Genomic DNA, 22982 nt, shown 5'->3' with positions numbered 1-22982 from the left:
TTTGCTAAAATGAACACGAGAACAGGAAGGGAGGAAATAAGACATTGTACCTCAGAAAAATCAGTCTTATATTATGCGTCTTATTCATTTCAGCTTCTATGTTTACTATACATAGCGCACAAGCGAGTGGCGGTTTTGTAGATGTTCCGAAAGATCATGAAGCGTATGAAGAGATCAATTATTTAATTAGTTTAGGAGTTATTAAAGGATATACTGAAAACGGTAAAACGTATTACAAACCCTATAACACAGTAACACGTGGACAAGTTGCCAAAATGGCTGTTGTTGCTTCAGGCAATAAACCACTAGTTGTCAATAAATCAAACTTTTCAGATGTAACAACTGGAACAGAGCTTTCTGGCTATGTAGAACGTGCTGTACAACTTGGTTTCTTTAGAACCAATACAAAGGGACAATTCTTACCGAACAAGCCTTTAACTCGTGATGAAATGAGTTATGTCCTAACTAAAGCGTTTAAGTTAGATACAAGTGAATATGAAAATATTGATTCTCCATTTGTGGATGTAGGTATTACACATGACTACGTTCAATATGTGAATACAATTTACTATAATGGTATTACAAAGGGTAGCGGTCAAAATTATAATCCAAATAGTCAAGTGACACGTGCACAGTTTGCGTTATTTATCGCGCGGGCAAAAAGTGAAAAATATCGCTTAGAGCCTCCTGTTAAAGGCATAGCGGTTCCTGATACATCACAAGTTATTGGATTGATTGCTAGTACATCGGACGGTTTAAATATTCGTAAATCAAAGGATTCCGCATCTTCTACTAATATTGTAGGTACAGTAAATAAAGGTGGTAAACTATCAGTCTATGCAGTAGAGGGCGACTGGTTAAAGATTACCTATAAAGGCGCTTTTGCCTATGTTTATAAAACGTACGCACAATTTTTAGATGCTGATGGAAATGCACTAGGGAATGTCCAAAAGCAGGTCACAACAACGCAAGGTATCAATCTTTATGTTAAGCCAACATCTTCCTCGAAAATCATTTCCTCAGTGAAGAGTGATGTGAAATTACCAGTTTATAAGACTGCAGGCGGCTATTATTTAACTGTAGTAAACGGATTACCAGGTTACATTGTTGCTAATAGTACAGTGGATGTGGAGGTTGAGCAGCCTACTACGCCGGATCCAGACCCAACTCCTCCTACAGTGACAGGTGACTTACTTGGTCGCGTGACAGTAGATAATTTAAATATGCGCAAAGAAGCGAATTCTACTTCTACGGTTCTAGGTAAACTTACTAAAGGTGAGTATGTCCAAGTGAATAGTATTAATGGTTATTGGGCATTGGTTACGTATGAAGGTCAAAAAGGATATGTCCATAAATCATACTTAAAGCTATTAAATCAGAAGGACAATGCTTTAAAAAATCGTATTATCATTATTGATCCAGGTCACGGTGGTAAGGACCCAGGAACTGTAGTAGGTTCTAATTCTGAGAAAGCTATTACATTAAAGGTTAGCACACTTGTGAAGCAAAAGCTTGAAGCTGCAGGTGCAAAAGTATTGATGACTCGTACTAGTGACACGTATCCATCTTTACAGGACCGAGTAGACTTTACAAATGCAAACTATGGTGAAATCTTTGTAAGTATCCATGTAAACTCAGCGGCGAATACTTCTGCACAAGGCACTGAAACATATTATGCTATTACAACAGGTGATATGCATCAGGAAGATATTGATCTAGCATCATTTGTTAATAATCAAATTGTTAATAATTTGAAAATGAAAAATCGTGGTGTTAAAGAAGAACAATACTACGTCATTCGTAATACGATTATACCAGCCATTCTAGTCGAACTAGGTTTCCTAACAAATAGTGAAGATCGTGGGAAAATGACAGATGATCAGTATATAGAGTTATTTGCTGACTCAATCTACAAAGGAATCTCACAATATTACGCAAAACAATAACAATAAAGCTACATTGTTCATAAGTGGAACAATGTAGCTTTTTTTTATATGGTTTTTCTTATATAATAAGAAATAAATTTTGCTAAAATTACGAAATTATGTAACAAAAGGTAGAGATATATCGTTCTAATAAAAGGAGGTTTTAAACTCTTAGTTTTAAAAAAGGAGAGGCAAATAAAAAGGAGGGAATACGGAGTGTATTTTAAAAAAATTAGTCTTATGGTATGTATTTTATTTATATCAACTTTTTTTACCATACATAGTGTAAGTGCTAGCGGCAAATTTGAAGATATTTCTTCCAAGCACGAAGCTTATGAAGAAATCAATTATTTAATTAAATTAGGTGTTATCAAAGGGTATACGGAGAAAGGTAAAACCTATTATAAGCCTAATAATAAGGTAACTCGTGGACAAGTTGCCAAAATGGTTGTGATTGCTTCAGGTAATAAACCACTAACTGTAAAAAAATCTAGCTTTTCTGATGTAACTGTTGGTACGGAACTTTCGGGTTATGTAGAACGTGCTATCCAACTTGGTTACTTTGCAACAAATACGAAGGATCAATTCTCACCAAATAAACCTCTAACTCGTGATGAAATGAGTTATGTATTATCAAAAGCATTTAAGTTGGATTCAAGTCAATATGAAAAAAATGATTCTCCTTTTATTGATGTAAAAACGACACACCCTTACAATCAGTATATTAATACTATTTATTATAACGGTATTACAAAGGGAAGTAATCAGAAATATAATCCTAATGACCAAGTGTCACGCGTACAATTTGCCTTATTTGTAGCCCGTGCACAAAATGATAAATATCGTTTAGAATTGCCAATAAAAGCAGTGGTTGTACCTGATATTTTAGATATTATAGGGACTATCCAAGTTACAACTGACGGATTAAATATTCGTAAGTCAAAGGATTCTTCATCTATAGACAACATTGTCGGGAAGGTGAATAAAGGTAGTAAATTAGCAGTCTATGCAATAGAAGGAGACTGGCTAAAAGTTTCATCTAATGATGGCTATGCTTTTATTTATAAAACATATGCTCAGTTTTTAGATGTAGATGGTAATGCATTAGGTAATGCTAAAAAGCAGGTTACTACAACACAAAATATAAATCTTTATTTAGAACCAACGTCCACATCAAACGTTATTTCAACTATTAATAGTAAAGTTAAATTACCTGTTTATAACACTGTAAGCGGCTACTATTTAACGGTAGTAAACGGATTACCAGGCTATATCGTGGCGGGTAGTACAGAGGAAGTTGTAGTAGAAAAGCCTTCTACTCCAGATACAACACCGACCCCAGATACAACACCAACTCCTGATTCACCAACACCGGAACCGACCGAGCCATCAGTTTCAGGTGATTTATTAGGTCGAGTGACAGTGGATAATTTAAATATCCGGAAAGAGGCAAACTCTACTTCTACAGTCGTAGATAAGGTGAAAAAGGGTGAATATGTTCAAGTAAATAGTGTAAATGGTTATTGGGCGCAGGTAACCTATAAAGGTCAAAATGGGTATGTCCATAAATCCTATTTAAAGCTATTAAATCAAAAGAATAATCCGTTAAAAGATCGGGTTATCATTATTGATCCAGGACATGGTGGCAAAGACCCTGGAACTGTAGTTGGTACTATTGCTGAAAAAAACATTGCATTAAATGTCAGCACTCTTGTTACTCAAAAGCTTGAGGCGGCAGGCGCGAACGTTTTAATGACTCGCACAGGGGATACGTATCCTACACGAGAAGGTCGAGTTGACTTTACGCATGCTAATTACGGTGAAATCTTCGTAAGTATCCATGTTAATTACGCAGATAATACTGCTGCACAAGGTACTGAAACTTACTATGCTAAAACACCAGGTGATGTATATGAGGAAGACATTGATCTTGCTACATTTGTAAACAATCAAATTGTTAAAAACGTAAATATGAAAGATCGTAAGGTCAAAGAGGCAAAATACATTGTAATTGCTAATACGAATATCCCAGCTATTTTAGTCGAGCTAGGCTTCCTATCAAATAGCGATGACCGTGCTAAAATGACAGATGATCAATATGTTGAGCTATTTGCTGAATCTATCTACAAGGGTATTGTGGAATATTACTCAAAACAATAATCAGAGAAAGCTGCAACGTTCATTTCACGTTGCAGCTTTATTAGTATTAATTAAAGAATCTCACTCATCCTATTTTATTTTGAATTTGCATGAAGTGTTCTATTGACGAATTGAGCAAAGTTTTGGCGTGTCACTGTACCATTTGGTTTAAATGTATGATCCGCATAGCCAGTTGTGATGCCGAGTGCATAAAGTGCTTGTATCTCTTTATAATAGGAATGTGATTTAGGCACATCTGAGAAGGTAATTTCTGCAATCCCCTGTAGCTTGAAGCCGTTAACAAGTGCTCTTGCCATAGCAGCTCGAGTCATTGGCTGATGAGCATTCATTTTGCCATCCTCTAAAGCAATAATTCCGTATCGTGCGCCTGTTGCTAATACGGCATGGCCATAATCACCTGCTTTAATGTCTTGAGCATTTAATGTAGCCGAACTTGAAGCTGGAATATTTAGTGCTCGTAGTATCATTTCTGTTGCCTGTAAGCGTGTCAAGGTACCTTGTGGATTGAATTTTCCATTACTTCCCTTGACAATCCCTAATGCTTGTAAATTTTTAATATCATAGTAAGCTCCATTAGATTTCGCTACATCCTGAAAGAATGGTGCAGACGAAATTGTTGCTTTGCTGGAACCTTTTGAGCGTGTGAGCGTTTTAATTTCTGCAATCGTAGCAAATTTTTCATCAGCATTTTTACGATCATCACGCCCTTCTATAAAGGATGTACGTATTGTATATGTTCCAGCAGCTAAATTATCAGGCATAAAAATTTGATATTTTTCGGTGTGAGTACTGATGTCTTTTTGATCGGCATTATTTGTTGTAGCATCTGCAGCAAGACCAGGTATGTAACGTTCATGCCCTTTACCTACAACCTTATCATTTGCATCTAAAATTTCTACTTGCAAGGTACCGCGTGCAGGCACATTGCCATTATTTTTAATCGTGACAGTAGAGTAGAAAACAAATCTCCCAGATGGAGCTACATAACCTTGAACACTATCGGAGTAAAGTGACAGATTATAACGACGTGGAACAAAAACATTGTGATTTTCGGTTACCCAATTTAAAGCATGCTTCATAAATACTTGGGCATCTTTGTCACCACGTGTTGTTGAAAAGGCAGCTCCATTTTCATTATCCTGCCAATCTGCTTTTGTATCCATATCAATATAATCATAGATTTTAAAGCCGATTTGTACGATTCGACCTTTACCATATTCGATAGTATGTGCTGCACCATATTCATTTTTTTTCATAGTCTTTGGTTTATCTGTACTATTATAATCTGAGAAATATAATATAGGTGTTGCAGACCCATCTTGCCAAGGTTTTATGATTTCCACCCAATCTTGATCTGTTTTTGTAAGACTAAGCTTACTTTTGCCAAGCTCTTTTGTTGTATTTTGAATAATGGGATGAACGGTATTAAGATTACTTATTGTTGAATTTCCAAGCATAATATCGTCAATAAAACGTGAATGGAAAACCTCCGTTAAATTATCCCACTCCATAACCCATGAATTTACATCATAGATTAAAGGTGAGAGATCGATTTGACCTGACTTAGGAAATTTAGCAGATTCGTTACGTGCTGTTTGGAATGCAAAGATGGCACCGCCACCATTTCTTATGTACATTTTTACATTTTCACGTTGCTGATGATTCATCATAACTGTGTAAGCGAAGACGATTGCGTCATATTGACTTAAATTTTCTAAATTATTTAGGTCCTTCTCATAAATTTTTTCTACCTGAAAGCCCTGTTGCTGATAGAGAAGAAAAGCCTTTAATTCTTTATTATAAGTAGAGCTATAATCTACTTTGGGTGAAACAGCTTGTCCTTTATATGTTCCGCCTGGGTGTGTTGTATTCGCATATTTTTCACTGCTTTCTGAAAAAACAACACCGATTTTTTGTGCTGCTTGTGCTTCCGTAGGTGATAAAGTAGCAATCACTATAAACGCACAAAGTAAGAAGAATGAAATGCATAATTTCTTCATTAAATCCACATCCTTTATTTGTATATTACATCAAACATGCCTTACTATTACTCATCATACATTTAAATAATGGATGAATCATTAATATTTGGCTCTTTTCTAAAATTTTCATCTGATATTTTTTAAAATTAAAGAAAGTGGGGATAAGAAAATTACGAAATGGGTTTGTAGTCCTCTTTTTGGACAAATAGGGAAATCGTGCTCGATTTCATATAAAATACATTCATTCCTTTCTATAAGTCTATCTGTATTTATGATATAATAACCTTTGTTTTGTATAGAAAATGAAAGAATTACACAACGATGATTCACGATAGAGGAGGGCAATCACATCTACTGAGATGTATGACATTTATGAATAAACTGAAACAAACTTTTGCAAAGGTCAACAAGATTGATACGTTTTCACCGTACTTCTTTTTACCTTTTATATTAGTACTCTATTTCTTTACAAGTCTTTTTGATTTCCATCGATTTGAACTATTTAATGTACGTGTATCAATTTGGCCAGCGGTACTTTTAGCGATTGCATGCTATTACATCGGAGTCTTTATTGTTGATAAATTGCAGTGGACAATCCCATCATTTGGTTTATCATTCTTTGGCAAATATGTTGTTCATTTCATTGTATTTTTAACTTTACTTGGTCTAGCATCATACTTTTTAATGATTTTTGGTGGGGGATTAGGGATTGCTGATGAATCCAACCGTCGTAACCTCAATCCAAAATTAAACTTCTTTGCCCAATTATTATGGTTTGGTGTGTTATTGTTATTATCCTATAAAATGATATTAGAAAAGCACATGTCATGGAAGAAAGTCTTAATATATGGTTCCATTTACGCTGGTGTTATGTTCTTATTCTTATTAATGGGATATCGTACACCATTAATTATCATGTTATTTACAGGTATTATTATTTTCCACTATGTTGTAAAGCGTGTGAAACTGACATGGTTCCTGACAGCACTGCTAGTGATTGGTGTAGCATTTTCAATGTTCGGCTTCCTGCGTGTATTAACTGAGGATACAACGAAGGAATTTAACAGCCGTGAACAGCCAGATGTAGAATTAACTGAATCGGAAAAAGAAAAACTGTTAACCGTGGAGCAAAAAGTTAATTTAACACCTAAATGGATTCGTTCATTAAATGGTGAGAGTGTGACTGGTCATATTGTTTTGAGTAAAATTATCGAGTATACACAGGAGGAAGGTTACCTGAATGGAGAAATTCATGGGGGTATCTTCAGTACGATTTTACCGGGTGAGCAAGTGTCACCGCGTATGAGAGTAACAGAGGTTGTAAACTCTTTAAGCGTAGAGGAAGGTAAATATATTACACGTCCAACAAGAACAACTACACCGACATTTATCGGTCAATTATTCTTAGATGGTGGATATCTTCTTGTAGCAATTGGCTTTTTCCTCTATGGCGTACTAATTTCACTTATTTATAATAAAGTGAAGCAAGGTGGTATTCGTAGCTTCCACTCGGTAGCCTATGCTTTTGTTATTACTTTATTTACAGTATCGATGCACACAGGCTTACTAGATTTAATCTTTATTTTAATGCTTGGCTTTGTGATAATTGCCTCAGCGATTATAAAAGTGGATAACAAGAAACTTCGGTATTAGCAATTTAGAGGTGTCTCAAATTTTTTGAGGCATCTTTTTTTATTGAGAGATTATTTATACGGATGAATAAAAATTATTACCCAAGCAATATTTTTGAGTTCCATGAAAAGTATTGGTTTTATGTCGAATACGTAAGGAAATCTCTGTTTTCGGGGGAGGCTTGCTGAATTGATCAGGGAATGTGCTCGATTGACTAGTATTTATGCTAGATAGAAGGCTACTTGTGCTAAATAGAATCACCATCTTCAGTCCAATAGTTATTATATATGTCTTGCCTGTGCTTCATTTTTGCCACAGAGCAATACAAGTATAGAATAACTTATTTTCATCGACATAATAGTTTTCGACAAAACAAAAGTCGCCCTTGCATGAAGGACGACTTTTCTTTTATTTTACAGTGTTAATCACTTGCACATAGTCTTTACTAATAAAAGCTGTTTCTGAATGAAGCTTATCAGAAAGAACTTCATACCAGCCATTTGTAGCAGAGCTTGTAATGATAACAGGCATACCACTTCTTGCATAAGTGAATAGTGGGCCATTGCTTGTCGATGCATCTGTACGAACATTTAAACCAGTAGTCGTTGTAATACCAACTGTATATGGATTATTGGCATCCTTAAAGCCTAATGCCTTTTCAGCACGGTAGTAATGACCAGCAATTTTCGCTCCCCAGAATGGGTCAGAAGCATATTTTACATTAAAGCCAACAGCCTTTGAACCAACTACTGCACCATTTGCATAGTTTCTACCAGGAGACCCGCCTGGAGTAATGTAATTTGGCTGAAGGAATTTTTCAACAAGTTCACTGATATTTGCAATAACACTTTCAAATTTTTTGTTTAGTGGGTTTGTATCATATACATATAAACCAAATAAATTATTTAAGTTTTGGGCATGCTCGCTCATACCATAAGCACTTTCATGCTGAGCAAGTGATAAAATAAGCAACGCATTAATTTGTGAATTTGCTTCTACCTCTTTTAATGTTTGCCCTAAGCCAATAAGCTTACTTTTCGTTGTAGCATCTTTATAGAGAGTGATTCCTGTGCTTTCCACTTCCGCCAGCTTGTTCATAATATACGCATCAAGTTCCTCTGCTGTATATTGTGTTTTAGCGCGAGCTGGTAAAAATTGATAGTAGTTATAGGCCTCACCCTTAGAAGAACCATTTCCATTTGTAAAATAGATACCATCCCAGCTATAGTATTTTTCGCCTGGCTTCATAAAAGAAGGCGCTTTACCGAAGACATAGCTAGAGGAATACTTATCAGTTTTGTAATCATAAAGCGTGTGTTTAATTTCACCATTGTCATTTGTATAGTAAGAACGACCTTTGCTCATTGAAAATGGGATTAATGTCACATCTGCGTGCTTTAAATAACCTACTTGTCCTGCTAGTCGAACCTTCACCTGCGTGGCATCACTGCTAAGGTATTCCATTTCAGTATCCCCAGCAACAGCAATTTGATCCTTAATAGTTTCTGAGTTTAATGCAACATAATTTTTTGTCACAACATAGCCTGAGGACATTTTCATAATTTTATCATTTTGAACAATTACCTGTGTATTGTTTGTTACAGCCTTTTCGGCAGCATCAAAGGTAGTGAATTCTTGATTACCAACCAGTGTGCCATTGGAGATTTCCTTCACAGCAAACTTAGTGGTATTTGATTCACCAGGGTTTGGATTACCACCGTTAGGTTCACCGCCATTAGGATTACCAGGGTTTGATTCTCCACCATCTTCGTTACCAGTATTTGCACCAGCAAGTGTCATTAGTCGATGGATAAATGAGGCTGCTTGACCGATTGTTGCATTTTTTTCTGGCATAAAGTAACCATCCGAGCCCTTAATGATTTCTAATTGAGCACCTATAGCAACTGCCTGGCGATATTCTTTAATAATCGCTGCATTATCCTTAAAGGTAATAGAAGAAGTACCTTTTGGAATTTCTAAATAGTTTATAGCTCTTTCCAGCATAATCGCCATATGCTGTCTTGAAATAGCTGCATTCGGTTTAAATGAGCCATCTTTGTAGCCTGTAATAATCCCAGCCGTGGCAGCGAGCTGAATATCTGTCGCATACAAATATGTACTTCGGACATCGGTAAATACTATGTTGTTCGCTTCTTCAAGATCCATAGATTTTGCTAAATAAGAAGCGAATTCGCCACGTGTTACATTCGCATTTGGACGGTAGCTTCCTTTGGCATCTGTGACTAATGCATTTTTGGAAATTAAATAACGAAGACCCAGTTCATGGGAATGCCCCGAAAGTTCATCGGCTGATGCTAGCTGTGGCTGCATAAAAAGTAAGCCAACTACAGTCATGAGCAATGCTATGATTGATAGTTTTTTCATATTTTTACCCTCCTAAACTTCTACACCATTTTAACAAAGTTATAGTGTCGCGATAAGGGTCAAATGTTAGAAAAATCATAAAATGAGACTATATAAACAGTTTTTTTTACAATTATATGAAACTGGAAAATAGCATAAATGTTCCATAGCTATTTTGGCATATTTTTGATAATGTTATAGAGGTAAAATATGTGAGGGGAGAGTGAGGGCTCTAAATTATATGGGAGCGCAAAAAATGAAAAGAATAGCAAAAAATTTACTAATTTTAGTTGTGATATTGTCAATGGTGATGGGTCCGTTGAATGCTTATGCATCTCAAACGGTCAAAAAGGATTTTCCGCTCTCGAAAGGTGTGCAGTATAAACAATATACATACAGCAATACCTATACAAATTCCATTAATCATATAGCGATTGATGTAGGTGAGACAACAGAAGTACAATTAGGTATGCCTGCAGCAGTCAATGGAAAAGAATCGACTGTAGCAAATGCTAATCGACTTTCACGTGAAGACAATCGGGTAGTGGGTGCTATTAATGCAAGCTTTTTTAATATGTCTGAAGGTTACCCATTATTTTTATTGGCAAAAAATAATGTGATTTTAAACGGCGGGGCTGTGTCAAATGGCTCTGATCAATATATGAATGTACCTACTGCATTTGGGATGGCAGCAGATGGGCGCGGTGTTATTGATTATTTTGACTTTGATGTCACACTGTCTCATAACGGTACAAATTATGAAATGACAGGTATGAATCGTGATCGCAATATCTATGAATCAATTATTTATACGCCACAATTTTATAGTAAAACAACAAATACAAATGAATATGGTTTTGAAATTGTCGTAGATACAGGTGAGCCAGTAACTGAAAATAAATTTGGTCAAACGTTAACTGGAAAAGTAACTCAAATTACACCTTATGGATCTAAGGAAAAAATATCCATTCCTTCAACTGGGTTTGTCGTGTCTTTACAAGGTGGCGATTGGCACAGTAAATTAGGACAAGTAGCAATTGGAGACGAGCTAAGTGTTAACTTTTCTATTGATAAGCTTTGGCAGGATGCTCAATTTATCTTAGCAAGTGGTCCGTATTTAGTTAAGGATAATAAGCCTTATATTATGATGAGCACATCTAGTAGTCGTGCAAAAGCGGTTGTACCTCGCACTGTAGTAGCGACAAGTAATAATGGAAAAACAGTACACTTTATTACAGTTGATGGAGGTCAGAAGCATAGTAAGGGTATGAATTTGGTTCAACTTGCGAACTATTTAGTAACTCTTGGTGTAGATCAAGCAATTAACTTAGATGGTGGCGGATCAACAACAATGGGGATTCGTAACTATGGTAGCAATAATGTTGTATTAGCAAACCTACCTTCTAATTCAGGTAACACACAGCGTCTTGTATCTGCAACACTATTAGCAGTTAGTACAGCACCAACCGGTAAAGCAACTCATCTTAAATATACAAATAGTACAAACTATGCAACTCTTTTAGCAGGTGCATCGTCTAGTATAGCAGTACAATATGTTTTAGATGATAATTATACGACACTTCCACTAGATGGTCGTTTATCACTAACTTCAGAGAATAATACTTTAAACATTAACGGTTTAAATTATACATCAACGACAGCTGGTGATGATCGTCTTTACATCAACTATGATGGTTCAGCTGTCCAATCATTCCAAGTGAAGGTAGTCGATGCACCAGCTACACTGAATATCTCGCCAACTTCAAAAACTGTAGGCGCTGGTGAAACGACTAAGTTTACAGTGGATGCAAAAGATGATAGTGGTAAACCAATTGTCTATGATGCATCACAGGTGAAATGGTCAGTGGAAGGCAATATTGGTACTATTACTAGTGATGGCAAGTTTACAGCACAAAACCCAGGTACAACAGGAAAGGTCATAGCAACTTTAGGAACAAAAACTATAGCTGCTGCTGTAACGGTAGCAAAACCTGCTTTGTTTAAAGACATTCCAAATAACTATACGTACTATAAAGAAATTGAATATTTAACGAAAAATAATATTATTACAGGGCAAGCAGATGGCACATTTAGACCGAATGATAAACTGACAAGAGCACATGCGGCAGTCATTATTAGTCGAGCATTAGGTTTAAATACGTCAAATGTAAAAAATCCAGGTTTGAAAGATATTCCTGCGAATCATGTATACTATAAACAGATTGCAGCAGTTGTAGAGGCAGGTATTATGAGTGGGAAAGGTGATAATACCTTCGATCCTAATGGCACCTTGACTCGTGCACAAATGGCAAAAGTAGTAGCATTAGCTTATAAATTAAACGGGACAAGCAGCATTAACTTTAAAGATGTACCAAAGAATCATTGGGCTTACTCATATGTTCAACAATTGGCGGCAAATAAAATTACAACAGGCTATAACGATAATACGTATAAGCCAAATGAATCAATTAGTCGCGCTCACTTCGGATTATTCTTATATAGAGCTATTCAGCCAGGAAAATAGTCTTTAAAGAAGGGCATTGTATGTGAAAAATAGCAAACTAGTCATTATATCTAGTTTGCTATTTTTGTTTATAAAGACTAGTAGATTCTTCACCTGCTATATTAACCTCACATTAAAGGGATGAATCAACTGGTATAAAGCTTCTCTTTTTTTTACTATTTTTAAAAAGAACGATGATGAACAATTGTGGTATAATCTCAGTATTAAAAAGTAAAAGGATGTTTTTTAATGAAAATAGGCATTGTGGGGAATTACGGCAATGATAATAATGGTGATGAATCAATATTATACGGCATTCTTCAACAAGTAAAACAAACATTTTCGGTAACTAGTGATGACATTACCGTTTTTAGTAATAACACACAACAAACATCCGAGCGTTATGGGGTACATAGCTATCCATTGTATTACAGAAAGAGTAACTTATTTAAAACGTTTATCCATACTTATAAAAATAATAAACCGTATGTAGCAAAATTTGACCTCCTCATCATTGGTGGAGGTGGTATTTTAATGGATTTCTATAAACGTGAGGCTCACCTGTATGGAGCGTATGCAATGATGGCCAAACAAAGTAATATTCCCTACATTATTTACGGATGTGGTGCTGGACCACTCGATACATTTTCTGGAAAAATAAGTATCCGTGTTATGTGTCGTTATGCAGCAAGTATTTCTGTACGGGATCCTCAGTCTAAAAAGCTATTGCAAAGTATTGGGGTAAAAAAGCCAATAGAAGTTATTGGAGATCCTGCCTTTACATTAAAGGGGGATCGCCATAATTACGCGGAGAAACCAGTTAAAATAGGGGTATCAGCGGTTCCTTACTATAATGCAAATTATTGGCCAGAAGGAAATATTGAAAAATATGATGCATACGTAACAAGCATGGCAAAAAATTTAGATCATGTAATTTCTGAGCATAATATCCAAATTACTTTTTTTGCTACAAAGTTTCCGCAGGATGTCACTGTGACGAAGGATATTCAGAAAAAAATGCAGCAACGTGCACATACAAAAATTATTGAGGAAAATTTGGTGCCAGAGCGATTACTTGAAGTAACAGAGGAGCAGGATATTATTATCGGTACACGTTTGCATTCTCTTATTTTGGCAACGAATTCAGAAACGCCGATTATTGCAATATCCTACCATACAAAAGTACAGGACTTTATGTCCTTTGTGGGCGCATCAGATCGTTGCTTACAAATGCAGGATTTAGAGGATGATGAGAAGGCCCTATCCATATTAGTTAGTAAACTAAGTAGCGATTGGAAGCAGTCAATTGCAGAGACGAAACAAATTGCTACACAAATTCATAAAGAGGCCATGCATGGTCAGGAATTAATGAAAAAGGCAGTGACACGTCTATGAAAAAAATACTCGTCATTAGTAATATGTATCCAACATCTGATCATTTATCATTTGGTATTTTTGTGAAAAACCAAGTCACAGCACTTGAAAAAGCAGGGCTAGATGTAGAGATATCTGTGAATACTAACCCAGCAACAGGCAAGAAAAACACTATTATGAAATATGCAAAATGGGGTTTTTCAACGTTAATGAAGGGCTTCAAATACAGAAAATCCATTGATGTCACACATGCTCATTATGTGTTTCCCTCTGGTATGCTGTCTTTACTATTAAAGAAAATGTTTGGTATACCGTTTATTGTCACAGCACATGGTGGCGATATAGAACGCATGGCTAAAAAGAATGCAAGAATTCGCAATTGGACAGCAAGTATTTTGCGTGAAAGTGAGCACGTTATCGCAGTGGGTCCTGTCCTGGCACAACAAATAGAACAAGATTTTGGCATTGAACAGGATAAAATTTCTGTTGTTAGCATGGGTGTCAATCGTGAGGTATTCACCAAAGAAAGCCAAGCTGCTATACGTACAGAATTGCAATTAGCTATTGAACCATTCCGATTTTTATTTGTTGGAAATGTTATTAAGCAAAAAGGAGTGGAGGAGCTATTACAGGCTTTCCAAATGCTTAAAACAAAGGTATCGCGTCCTGTAGAGTTAACTATTGTAGGCTCTAGAAGAGATCAGGCATTTTTCCAATCCTTGCAACCATTAATTAGTGAAGACGTCAAATTTGTAGATCCACTAAAACAACAAGAACTAGTGAAGTGGTTCCAAGCAAGTGATGTCTTTGTATTACCATCCCATTTAGAAGGGTTTGGATTAGTGGCATTGGAGGCATTAGCAACAGATACACCTGTAATTGCTTCAAATGTAGGTGGCCTTGTCTCTTTGCTTGGGGAAGGCGCAGGGCATTTAGTGGAGCCCGAAAACGCTATGGTTTTATCTGAGGAGATGCTGCGTGCCGTGAACACGCCAAAAGAACAATATATGAATCGTGAAGCAGTCGATAAAGTATTAGCCATTCACGATGAAAAAAATATAACAGCTCGTTGTATCGCGATTTATAAGTCGGCCATTGAAGGTGGGGATGGCTTATGAATAATTTCTTAAAAGTAATCGGGGCAGTTGCGATTATTAATATCGTGGCCCGTTTTTTCGGATTTCTACGTGAAATGATTATCGGATTCCAATATGGTACTGGTCATACTTCTGACAGTATTTTTACCGCGTATATGATTCCGAACTTTTTATATTTAGTAGTTGGAGGAGCATTTACGACAGTTTTTATTTCAATTTATAACCGAGAAACAACCGACAAAGGACTATTCGTAAAGCAGTCGTTTACAATTGTTGTAGTGACAGCGACAATAATGACATTGATAGGGATGGCCTTCGCTAACCCAATTTTAGAAAGCTTTAATACGGAAAAGCTTGTTAGTGAAAAGGATTTGGCTTTAACTAGAAATCTTTATTTGTGGATGATGCCATCCTCAATATTTCTCGTTTTAGCTTCTTGGTATAGTGGTTTGCTAAATGTAAATCAAAGATTTCATTTATCGAGCTTTGCCATTTTATTTTACAATGCAATTTTCTTAGTGATAGCAGTTGTATTATCGGAAACTACTATCGGTCCAGTTGGATATGGTATTAGTGCATTGGCAAGCGCAGTACTGATGGTATATTTCTTAGTTATCGGTTACCGTAAATTAGATTCTCATAAGGTGAATTTTTCCTTCAAACGTAATGTTTCTACAAAAGAGTTGTGGATAATGGTTGTACCTATTATGCTTGGCGGTGCAACGATTCAACTTTATGCATTATTACAACGCTATGTAGCAGGGCTATTATCATTAGAGGGAGCAGTATCATCTGTAAACTATGCTTCTAAGTTGATGCAATTTCCACAAGCTATTTTAATTACAGCTGTAACGACAGTTATTTATCCAATTTTAAGTCAAAAGGAAGCTGAAAATGACCATGCTTCTATTAAAAGCTTATATTCAAAGGGACTACAATACTTATTTTTATTGCTTGTTCCAGTCACAATTTACTCTTATTTTTACTCGACTAATCTCATTCAAGTTGTCTTCCAATACAACAATTTCGATGCAAAGGCAACAGAGATAACAGCACCAGTACTTGCCGTCTTTGTACTTTCCATGTATTTTCTAGCGGCAAACACATATATAACACGTTTTTATTATGCAAAAGGTGACTCAATGGCACCAGTAGTGTTTAGTTTACTAAATGTATTTGCAGTAAATATTGCAGTAATTTTTTTACTTGTAGATTCTACTGGAGTGGTGTCCATCGCATGGGGTACATTAATAAGTTCGATTGTGAATTTCATAATGCTTATTGTATATGCAAGTATTAAATACGATTTAAAAATGGGTATATTCAGTAAAGAACTTCAATTTTTTAGAGCAGTACCTCCTATGATAATTATTACTATTGCCATGTTTTTATCAAGTAAATATTTAGTATTTGATTATAGATGGTTAACGTTCATAGTTGGCCTTGTAATTTTTAGTGCAGTGTTTATAGGCACTTATTTGTTATTTGGAGTAAAGGAAGTCAAAGAATTTAGTGATAAGTTAAAAAGAAAATTTTTAAAGCAATAAAGATAGTGGGTATCCGAGAATTCGTTCAAGGATATCCATTTTTTATAATAGTCCTACCTTTATACATTGTAAGTTGATGTACTGATGGAATCTAATATTACTCAGAGTCATGGATGTTTTGTGAACATGCAAGGAATTTCGCATTAGTTTGTATTTAAAGTAGGGTATATATTTTGGTAATGCCTAAGGAATATATCTATTTCAAACAAAGATAAGGTGAAAAGCATGGCAGGAGGTAGAAAGATTAATTCGAATGGTGAATGGAGTAAACAATTATTGCTTGAAAAAGGGATGGAGTTATTTTCTATCAATTTCGTCTTGGCGTAATTACGTCCGGATTTTGAATTGTGCCTAGACCTGCAGATGTTTTTTGCGCGAAAACGAAGCGGCAGCGACACGATGCAGGCCAGTTAGCCAATTTCGCAGGATACGAAGGTTTTAGGCTAACATTTTTTATATTTCTTGAGAGATTATTCTGGAAACATATAGAAAAAAATCGAGGCTGTCCGAAAAGTCGATGTTAATCGATTTTTCGGTACAGCCTTATTTTTATATACCAAAAAATCGTCCTTTTTGTAAAATGAAGTTACCACACCACATTAACAGAAAGGACGATTTTTAATGAATAACCAAATGATTACTCAAACAAATTATAACATGCAAATGGAGATGACTCTAGAAGGAATTTTAGAGGAGAACATCTCTCAGAAACCTCGTAAACCACTTGTGTTCCAACCTTATACGAATCTTCAAAGTATGATGATTCCCGATATCGAATCCTTTATTCCTGAGCATCATGTAGCACGTTTAGTCGATGAAATGGTAGAATCCATTCCAGATAAACTGCTATTTTCCCATTATGTAGGTGGTGGTCGTGCCCCTTATCATCCTAAACTGTTACTAAAAGTCATTTTATATGCCTACACACAAAAAATATATTCTAGCCGAAGTATGAAGCGAATGGTTGAAGAAAATTTGCCTGCCATGTGGTTAGCAGGTATGCAAACACCTGACCATCGTACCATCAATGATTTCCGTGGTGTCCGTATGCCAGCCATCATGGAGGAGTTATTTGAACAATTCCTCCTCCAACTTGTAGAGCAAGAATTCGTTGACCTTGAGTACATGTTTATCGATGGGACAAAAATCCAAGCGAATGCCAATAAATATTCGTTTGTATGGGGCAAGGCGCTGGCCAATCACGACCAAAAGCTACGTGATAAAATCCAATCGTTGATTAGAGATGTACGTGCTGTGACAACAGAAGAGTTACGCGAGGACAACTTAGAAGAACAACTCACGAAGACAGTCGAACAACTGACGGAGGAAGTGCAATCGTTAGAAAGTCGATATGAACAGGCTTCGGACAAAGAGGAAAGAAAACAGCTTCGAATGGAGAAATCCAAATGTCAAAAACACATCAAAACGATTGAAACGGATTATCTGCCAAGACTAGCTCGTTATGAGGCACAAAGAGAAATTTTAGGTGAACGTAATAGCTATTCGAAAACAGATCACGATGCCACATTTATGCGAATGAAAGATGATCATATGAAAAACGGTCAGTTAAAAGCTGGATATAATGTACAAATTGCCACACAAAATCAATTCATTATCGGGTACAAGTTATTTCAACGACCAGGAGATACCCGTTGTTTCCAGCCCTTTATGAATCAACTAATTGAAGCATTACCCAAAGTGCCAACACAGGTAATAGCGGATGCAGGTTATGCAAGTGAAGAAAATTATTTATTTGCGATGGGCGAAGAGCAGGAACCACTATTTGAATTACTAGCCCCTTATAACACGTATGTAAAGGAACAAACCAAAAGTTATAAACAGGATATTTCGAAGGTACAAAACTGGCCCTATCGCGAGGAAGAGGATGTTTTTATTTGTCCGAACAATCGAAAGGTGCTATTTAAACGCTATAGTCAACGAAAAAATACGGGAGGATACGAACAAGACTACAAAATTTATGAATGCGAGGATTGTACAGATTGTCCGTTGAAAGCATTTTGTACGAAAGCCAAAGGCAATCGTCAAGTTCACTGGAATCCGGTCTATGAAGAAATGAAAGCAAAGGCAAGAACAGCCCTTGATGACGAACAAAAGGCAGCCCTTTATGCGAAGCGTAAAGTGGATGTCGAAACTGTGTTCGGAGACATCAAGGGCAATAGGTCGTTCACACGATTTTTATTGCGTGGACTTGCCAAGACCCAAACAGAATTTGGGCTTGTGGCAATTGCCCATAACCTATTGAAAGTAGCAGGCATCCACCTCACTACTTTCAGCCAAAAGGAAAAAGTGCGATTTGGAAAACGGCCTGTTCTCCAAATCGCAATTTTTATTTAGGGACTTTCTGGACAGCCCCGGATTTTTTAGTTTTTCACTGAAATATGCAAATAAATACCTTTTTGAAGCTTATTGCCTGTTTGTTGTTGAACAGATGGATGTACAAGAAGCATATATTCTTGTCCGCTGTTTAGTGGCTGGGACGGCGTAACAAGTAATGAATGGCCCTCAACTTTTGTAGTGATTGGTACCTCAGTACCACCTAAAGCAACAAGCTGTACACTGCCATCAGCAATTTTAGATGTGAGCGCTTGTGAAAATTTCACTGTAAATGTTTTAGTATTTGATACATTTTTTAAGCTTGTAAGCTCTTGATAATCAATATATTGTTCCTTTAGTGCATCATAATGTGCCTGGAAAATAGGTGCTGTCTTTGTTGTGATGTTCGGTTTGACACCTACTTCATTAATTGTTTGACCTAAAGGACCTGTAAACTTCCCAACAGTAAGCTTTAAATAGCTTCCATCGTGTAGTTCAAAAAAGCCCTGCATAGCCCCTTTGCCGTACGTTGTTTCCCCATATAAAATAGCAGCTTGTTGATCTTGTAAAGTAGCAGCTAGCATCTCAGAGGCACTAGCACTATAGCGATTAACTAGAATACGGGTATTAGCAGGGAACTTTTCGTTTTGGCGGACTGCCCGAACCTCATAAGAGGCATGTGCTTCCTCAAGTAAATAGGCGATTTTTGCTTTTGAGAAAAGCCCCGTAATTTCCTCGGCAGTTTCCACATAGCCACCACCATTGTTTTGTAAATCTAAAATAAAGGAAGTTGCTCCACGTTGCTTTAATTGAATAAGTGCATCTTTTACAAGCTTTGCTCCATCCTCTGAGAAAGAAGACATGGCTATATAACCAACATCTCCGAATAATAATTCAGATTCTACATTTGGTAAGGTGAATTTTTTTCGTGTAATGGATTTTGTGGAGGTTTTGCCATTTACATTTTGCAATGTGATATCGATTTTAGTACCTTCATCGCCAATTAAAAGGGATGAGGCCTCTTGTGTTGAGCGTCCTACGACAGATTGGCCGTTAATTTCGATAATGATGTCGCCAGCTGTGACACCAGCATCTGAAGCACCACTATTGTCAATTACCTGTAATATATGAATACCATCCTCATGTTCCTCAATGATAACACCAATACCAATTGTTGCTAGGTTAATGCTATTCATAAATTCTTCAAATTCCTGTTTCGTAAAATACGTGGAATAAGGGTCTAACATATCAATCATTTCGGGAATTGTTTTTGCGTTTTGCAACTCACCTTTAATCGTACCAACATAATTTTCTTTAATAATTTCCTTAATTTCTTTTACAAGCGGTTGTTCATTACTAACTGCTTGCGTGTTGGTAAATGGAATGATGAAGAAGCTTAGTATAAATACGAAAGACCACACTATTTTTTTCATAGGACACCTCTTTTCTAATATCTATAAGTATACATGAATTTCCATATAACAGCGAATAGGAAAGAGGCAGTTTAGTAGAACTTCATACTAGAAGATGCTAGTTTTTTAGAATTTTATGAATAATCAAGCCGATAAGAGCACCAATTAATGCGGGTACAAGCCATCCAAGATTTTGCTCATAAAAAGGTAGAACTTTTAAGATTCTCTCGTATAGTGATAATTTTATATCCATTTCCTTGAAACCATCATACAAGCTAACAAAAAATGTTGGAATTAAAGCTAGAATGTAAACAATTTGTCCACCTTTAAAGAAGTTATCGAAAAGTGATAAAACCATTAACACCATTGCCAATGGATAGATAATTAATAATACTGGCGTAGATGCACTAATAATTGTGGAAAGACCGACGTTTGTAATTGCCATACTCAAAATAGTGAAAACGATTAGAAATGATTTATATGAGATTTTGGGAAATAGCTTGTTAAAATATTGAGCATTAGCAGTAAGTAAACCTACTGCTGTCGAGATACAAGCTAGTAAAATAGTAATAGATAAAATAACATTTCCTAGTCTACCAAATAGGGCTTCTGCTGATTTTGCAATAATATTTCCGCCATTATCTAAGGCACCAATTGCTTCAATACTTGTATTTCCGATATGGCCAAGTGAGATATAAACAAATGATAAACCAAGAGCAGCTACAACGCCTGCAAATATTGTTGTATTGACCTGCTTTCTCGTATCAGACATACCCATACCTTGCAATGCTTGTAATATAACGATACCGAAAACAAGTGCGCTTAGTACATCCATTGTTAAATAGCCTTGTACAAAACCTTCAGCAAAAGGTGATATTGTGTATTTTCCTACAGCATTGCCTGCTTCACCCATTGGCGAAATAAAGCTTTTAACTGCTAATAATAAAATAACTGCCAAGAGTGCTGGAGTTAATATTTTACCTACGCGATCTACAAGCTTTGAAGGATTGATGGCTAAATAGAGTATTAAGGCAAAAAATAAGACAGAGGTAATGAATAGTGGTGCCCAATGCTCTATTGCTGTCTCTGGAAGAAAAGGGGCTATCCCTATTTCATACGATACGGATCCTGTACGGGGAACAGCGAAAAATGGACCAATTGCTAAATATACAATGGACGTAAAGATAACGCCGAATGTAGGGCTCACACGGTTAGCGAGCAATTGTAAGTCACCACCAGCTTTTGCTACAGCAACTATTGCTAGTAGTGGTAAACCAACACCTGTTATTAAAAATCCAATCATTGCTGATAGAATATGCTCACCAGCCTGTTGACCTAATAACGGTGGAAAGATTATATTTCCAGCTCCTAAGAACAAGGCAAATAGAAGTAAACCTACTGCTAAATTTTCTTTGATGAAAAGCATGATGTTTTTCATAAAAATTAAAACTCCTTTAATATTGAATAAATAAAACTTTCTAAAAATTTTAAATACAGAAGTGTATGTTACCATATGAAGTCTAATCTTGCAATTATAATACTATTGTAATATAGTCGGAATCTGTCGTTTCCTATAGGTTTGATAGATTGTTTGAAAAATAGTCAGTATTTCCGATTTCTGAACAATTAAATATCTAGTATGATAGACACACAAGGAAATATTTTAGCATGAACGGAGGCAATTGGGTATGCAAAAATCAAAAAGGTGGAGAATCCTTGCTTTAAGTACTATCGCTACTTCATTTTTCGCATTACAGACTGCAGAAGCAGCAACATCAACGTATACTGTACAAAAGGGGGATACTCTATCTAGAATCGCCCAAAATCATCAAGTAACGATACAGGATATCAAAAAATGGAATAATCTAACGAAGGATACGATTTATGTAGCTCAAAAGCTAGAGATTACAAAGGAACCTTCGAAACAAGAGGTGAAACCATCAAATCCATCGACATCGACAACAAAGCCAGTAACACCATCAAAGCCTATTAGTACTTCCTACACAGTCGTGAAAGGTGACACATTATCTAAGATTGCTAAGCAATATAATGTGACTTTAAAAGAGCTTAAGGATTGGAACGAATTAACAACAGATGCTATTTACATTGGACAAGTGTTAAAGGTGTCTCCTGTTGCATCCATCCCTGAGGGTGAAACAATACATAATAATGTGACTTCAAATACGGGAGCGCCTTCAAAGGTAACGACAAAGGATCCAACATTGAGTGGACAAGCTGTCTATAAGAAAACAATTGAGCTGGCCAATCTGTTGGTGGGAACACCATATCTTTACGGTGGTAACACTCCTGATGGGCTTGACTGTAGTGGTTTAATTTTCTATGCCTTTAATCAAAGCGGGTTAAAAATTGGAAGAGATAGTAGTGAGGGATATTTTTATGGAAATACATCGCATGTTAATAACCCTGTAGCTGGAGATTTGGTATTTTTCGAGAACACATATAAAGAAGGAATATCCCATATGGGTATTTATCTTGGGAGTAATAAATTTATCCATGCGGGAACAGATGGTGTTGAAATTTCTGATGTGACATATTCTTATTGGTCCAGCAGATTAGTCGCGTATAAACGATTTGATCTATTAAAGTAAAAAAATCCTCTTATTCTTTGGTGAAAGAATAAGAGGATTTTTG

At 36.2% G+C, this 22982-nt stretch carries 13 protein-coding genes; 9 read left to right on the top strand and 4 right to left on the bottom strand.

Features of this window, described 5'->3' with window-relative positions:
* Nucleotides 1–44: 44 nt before the first annotated feature.
* The gene (locus AC3WOM_RS00860) at nt 45–1946 is read left to right on the top strand and encodes an N-acetylmuramoyl-L-alanine amidase (RefSeq protein ID WP_492444383.1); all 1902 of its coding nucleotides are present in this window, start codon (nt 45–47) and stop codon (nt 1944–1946) included.
* A 195-nt stretch (nt 1947–2141) separates the two neighbouring features.
* Nucleotides 2142–4085 (top strand): N-acetylmuramoyl-L-alanine amidase, encoded by a 1944-nt coding sequence (locus AC3WOM_RS00855; RefSeq protein WP_492444382.1) that lies wholly within the window; start codon nt 2142–2144, stop codon nt 4083–4085.
* 74 nt (nt 4086–4159) lie between these two features.
* On the opposite strand, the gene AC3WOM_RS00850 is transcribed toward AC3WOM_RS00855, so the two are convergent.
* Nucleotides 4160–6085 (bottom strand): S-layer homology domain-containing protein, encoded by a 1926-nt coding sequence (locus AC3WOM_RS00850; RefSeq protein WP_492444380.1) that lies wholly within the window; start codon nt 6083–6085, stop codon nt 4160–4162.
* 354 nt (nt 6086–6439) lie between these two features.
* On the opposite strand from AC3WOM_RS00850, the gene AC3WOM_RS00845 reads away from it, so the two are divergent.
* Complete coding sequence (locus AC3WOM_RS00845; protein ID WP_492444378.1) at nt 6440–7720, top strand: oligosaccharide repeat unit polymerase; 1281 nt, start codon at nt 6440–6442, stop codon at nt 7718–7720.
* A 387-nt stretch (nt 7721–8107) separates the two neighbouring features.
* Here the strand turns inward: AC3WOM_RS00845 and AC3WOM_RS00840 are convergent, their stop codons facing one another.
* A complete protein-coding gene (locus AC3WOM_RS00840; protein ID WP_492444376.1) occupies nt 8108–10084 on the bottom strand; it encodes an S-layer homology domain-containing protein in 1977 nt (658 codons plus the stop codon).
* A gap of 235 nt (nt 10085–10319) precedes the next feature.
* Here AC3WOM_RS00840 and AC3WOM_RS00835 point away from each other — a divergent pair, with 235 nt between their 5' ends.
* The 5 genes from AC3WOM_RS00835 (at nt 10320) to AC3WOM_RS00815 (ending at nt 18939) form a co-directional block, all read left to right on the top strand.
* Nucleotides 10320–12587, top strand: coding sequence for an S-layer homology domain-containing protein (locus AC3WOM_RS00835; RefSeq protein ID WP_492444375.1), 2268 nt, complete (start codon nt 10320–10322; stop codon nt 12585–12587).
* 228 nt (nt 12588–12815) lie between these two features.
* Complete coding sequence (locus AC3WOM_RS00830; RefSeq protein ID WP_492444373.1) at nt 12816–13961, top strand: polysaccharide pyruvyl transferase family protein; 1146 nt, start codon at nt 12816–12818, stop codon at nt 13959–13961.
* On the top strand, nt 13958–15058 hold the full coding sequence (locus AC3WOM_RS00825; RefSeq protein ID WP_492444371.1) for a glycosyltransferase: 1101 nt from the start codon (nt 13958–13960) through the stop codon (nt 15056–15058). The genes AC3WOM_RS00830 and AC3WOM_RS00825 overlap by 4 nt, the downstream gene beginning before the upstream one ends.
* The gene (murJ, locus tag AC3WOM_RS00820; protein ID WP_492444369.1) at nt 15055–16584 is read left to right on the top strand and encodes a murein biosynthesis integral membrane protein MurJ; all 1530 of its coding nucleotides are present in this window, start codon (nt 15055–15057) and stop codon (nt 16582–16584) included. Before AC3WOM_RS00825 ends, murJ begins: the two co-directional genes overlap by 4 nt.
* 621 nt (nt 16585–17205) lie before the next feature.
* Nucleotides 17206–18939 carry an IS1182 family transposase gene (locus AC3WOM_RS00815; protein ID WP_492444368.1) on the top strand — a complete coding sequence of 578 codons (1734 nt, stop codon included), beginning with the start codon at nt 17206–17208 and terminating at the stop codon, nt 18937–18939.
* 26 nt (nt 18940–18965) lie between these two features.
* Here the strand turns inward: AC3WOM_RS00815 and AC3WOM_RS00810 are convergent, their stop codons facing one another.
* On the bottom strand, nt 18966–20351 hold the full coding sequence (locus AC3WOM_RS00810; protein WP_492444366.1) for a S41 family peptidase: 1386 nt from the start codon (nt 20349–20351) through the stop codon (nt 18966–18968).
* A gap of 97 nt (nt 20352–20448) precedes the next feature.
* Nucleotides 20449–21768: a branched-chain amino acid transport system II carrier protein gene (gene brnQ / locus AC3WOM_RS00805; protein ID WP_492444365.1), complete on the bottom strand. Its 1320-nt coding sequence runs from the start codon at nt 21766–21768 to the stop codon at nt 20449–20451.
* Nucleotides 21769–22018: 250 nt separating this feature from the next.
* Between brnQ and AC3WOM_RS00800 the strand changes: the two genes are divergently transcribed.
* Entirely contained in the window at nt 22019–22939 is a 921-nt protein-coding gene (locus AC3WOM_RS00800) for a C40 family peptidase (RefSeq protein WP_427540126.1), read from the top strand.
* Nucleotides 22940–22982: the final 43 nt, after the last annotated feature.

The sequence above is a fragment of the Lysinibacillus sp. FW301-JW8 genome (assembly GCF_058788755.1).
This window is presented reverse-complemented; position numbering and strand designations above follow the sequence as displayed.

Bases quoted from the DNA above. Each gene is read 5' to 3' on its own strand.
- AC3WOM_RS00830 (WP_492444373.1), top strand. From the start codon at position 12,816: ATGAAAATAGGCATTGTGGGGAATTACGGCAATGATAATAATGGTGAT.
- AC3WOM_RS00835 (WP_492444375.1), top strand. From the start codon at position 10,320: ATGAAAAGAATAGCAAAAAATTTACTAATTTTAGTTGTGATATTGTCA.
- murJ (WP_492444369.1), top strand. From the start codon at position 15,055: ATGAATAATTTCTTAAAAGTAATCGGGGCAGTTGCGATTATTAATATC.
- AC3WOM_RS00800 (WP_427540126.1), top strand. From the start codon at position 22,019: ATGCAAAAATCAAAAAGGTGGAGAATCCTTGCTTTAAGTACTATCGCT.
- brnQ (WP_492444365.1), bottom strand. From the start codon at position 21,768: ATGAAAAACATCATGCTTTTCATCAAAGAAAATTTAGCAGTAGGTTTA.
- AC3WOM_RS00850 (WP_492444380.1), bottom strand. From the start codon at position 6,085: ATGAAGAAATTATGCATTTCATTCTTCTTACTTTGTGCGTTTATAGTG.
- AC3WOM_RS00840 (WP_492444376.1), bottom strand. From the start codon at position 10,084: ATGAAAAAACTATCAATCATAGCATTGCTCATGACTGTAGTTGGCTTA.
- AC3WOM_RS00845 (WP_492444378.1), top strand. From the start codon at position 6,440: ATGAATAAACTGAAACAAACTTTTGCAAAGGTCAACAAGATTGATACG.
- AC3WOM_RS00810 (WP_492444366.1), bottom strand. From the start codon at position 20,351: ATGAAAAAAATAGTGTGGTCTTTCGTATTTATACTAAGCTTCTTCATC.
- AC3WOM_RS00815 (WP_492444368.1), top strand. From the start codon at position 17,206: ATGAATAACCAAATGATTACTCAAACAAATTATAACATGCAAATGGAG.
- AC3WOM_RS00825 (WP_492444371.1), top strand. From the start codon at position 13,958: ATGAAAAAAATACTCGTCATTAGTAATATGTATCCAACATCTGATCAT.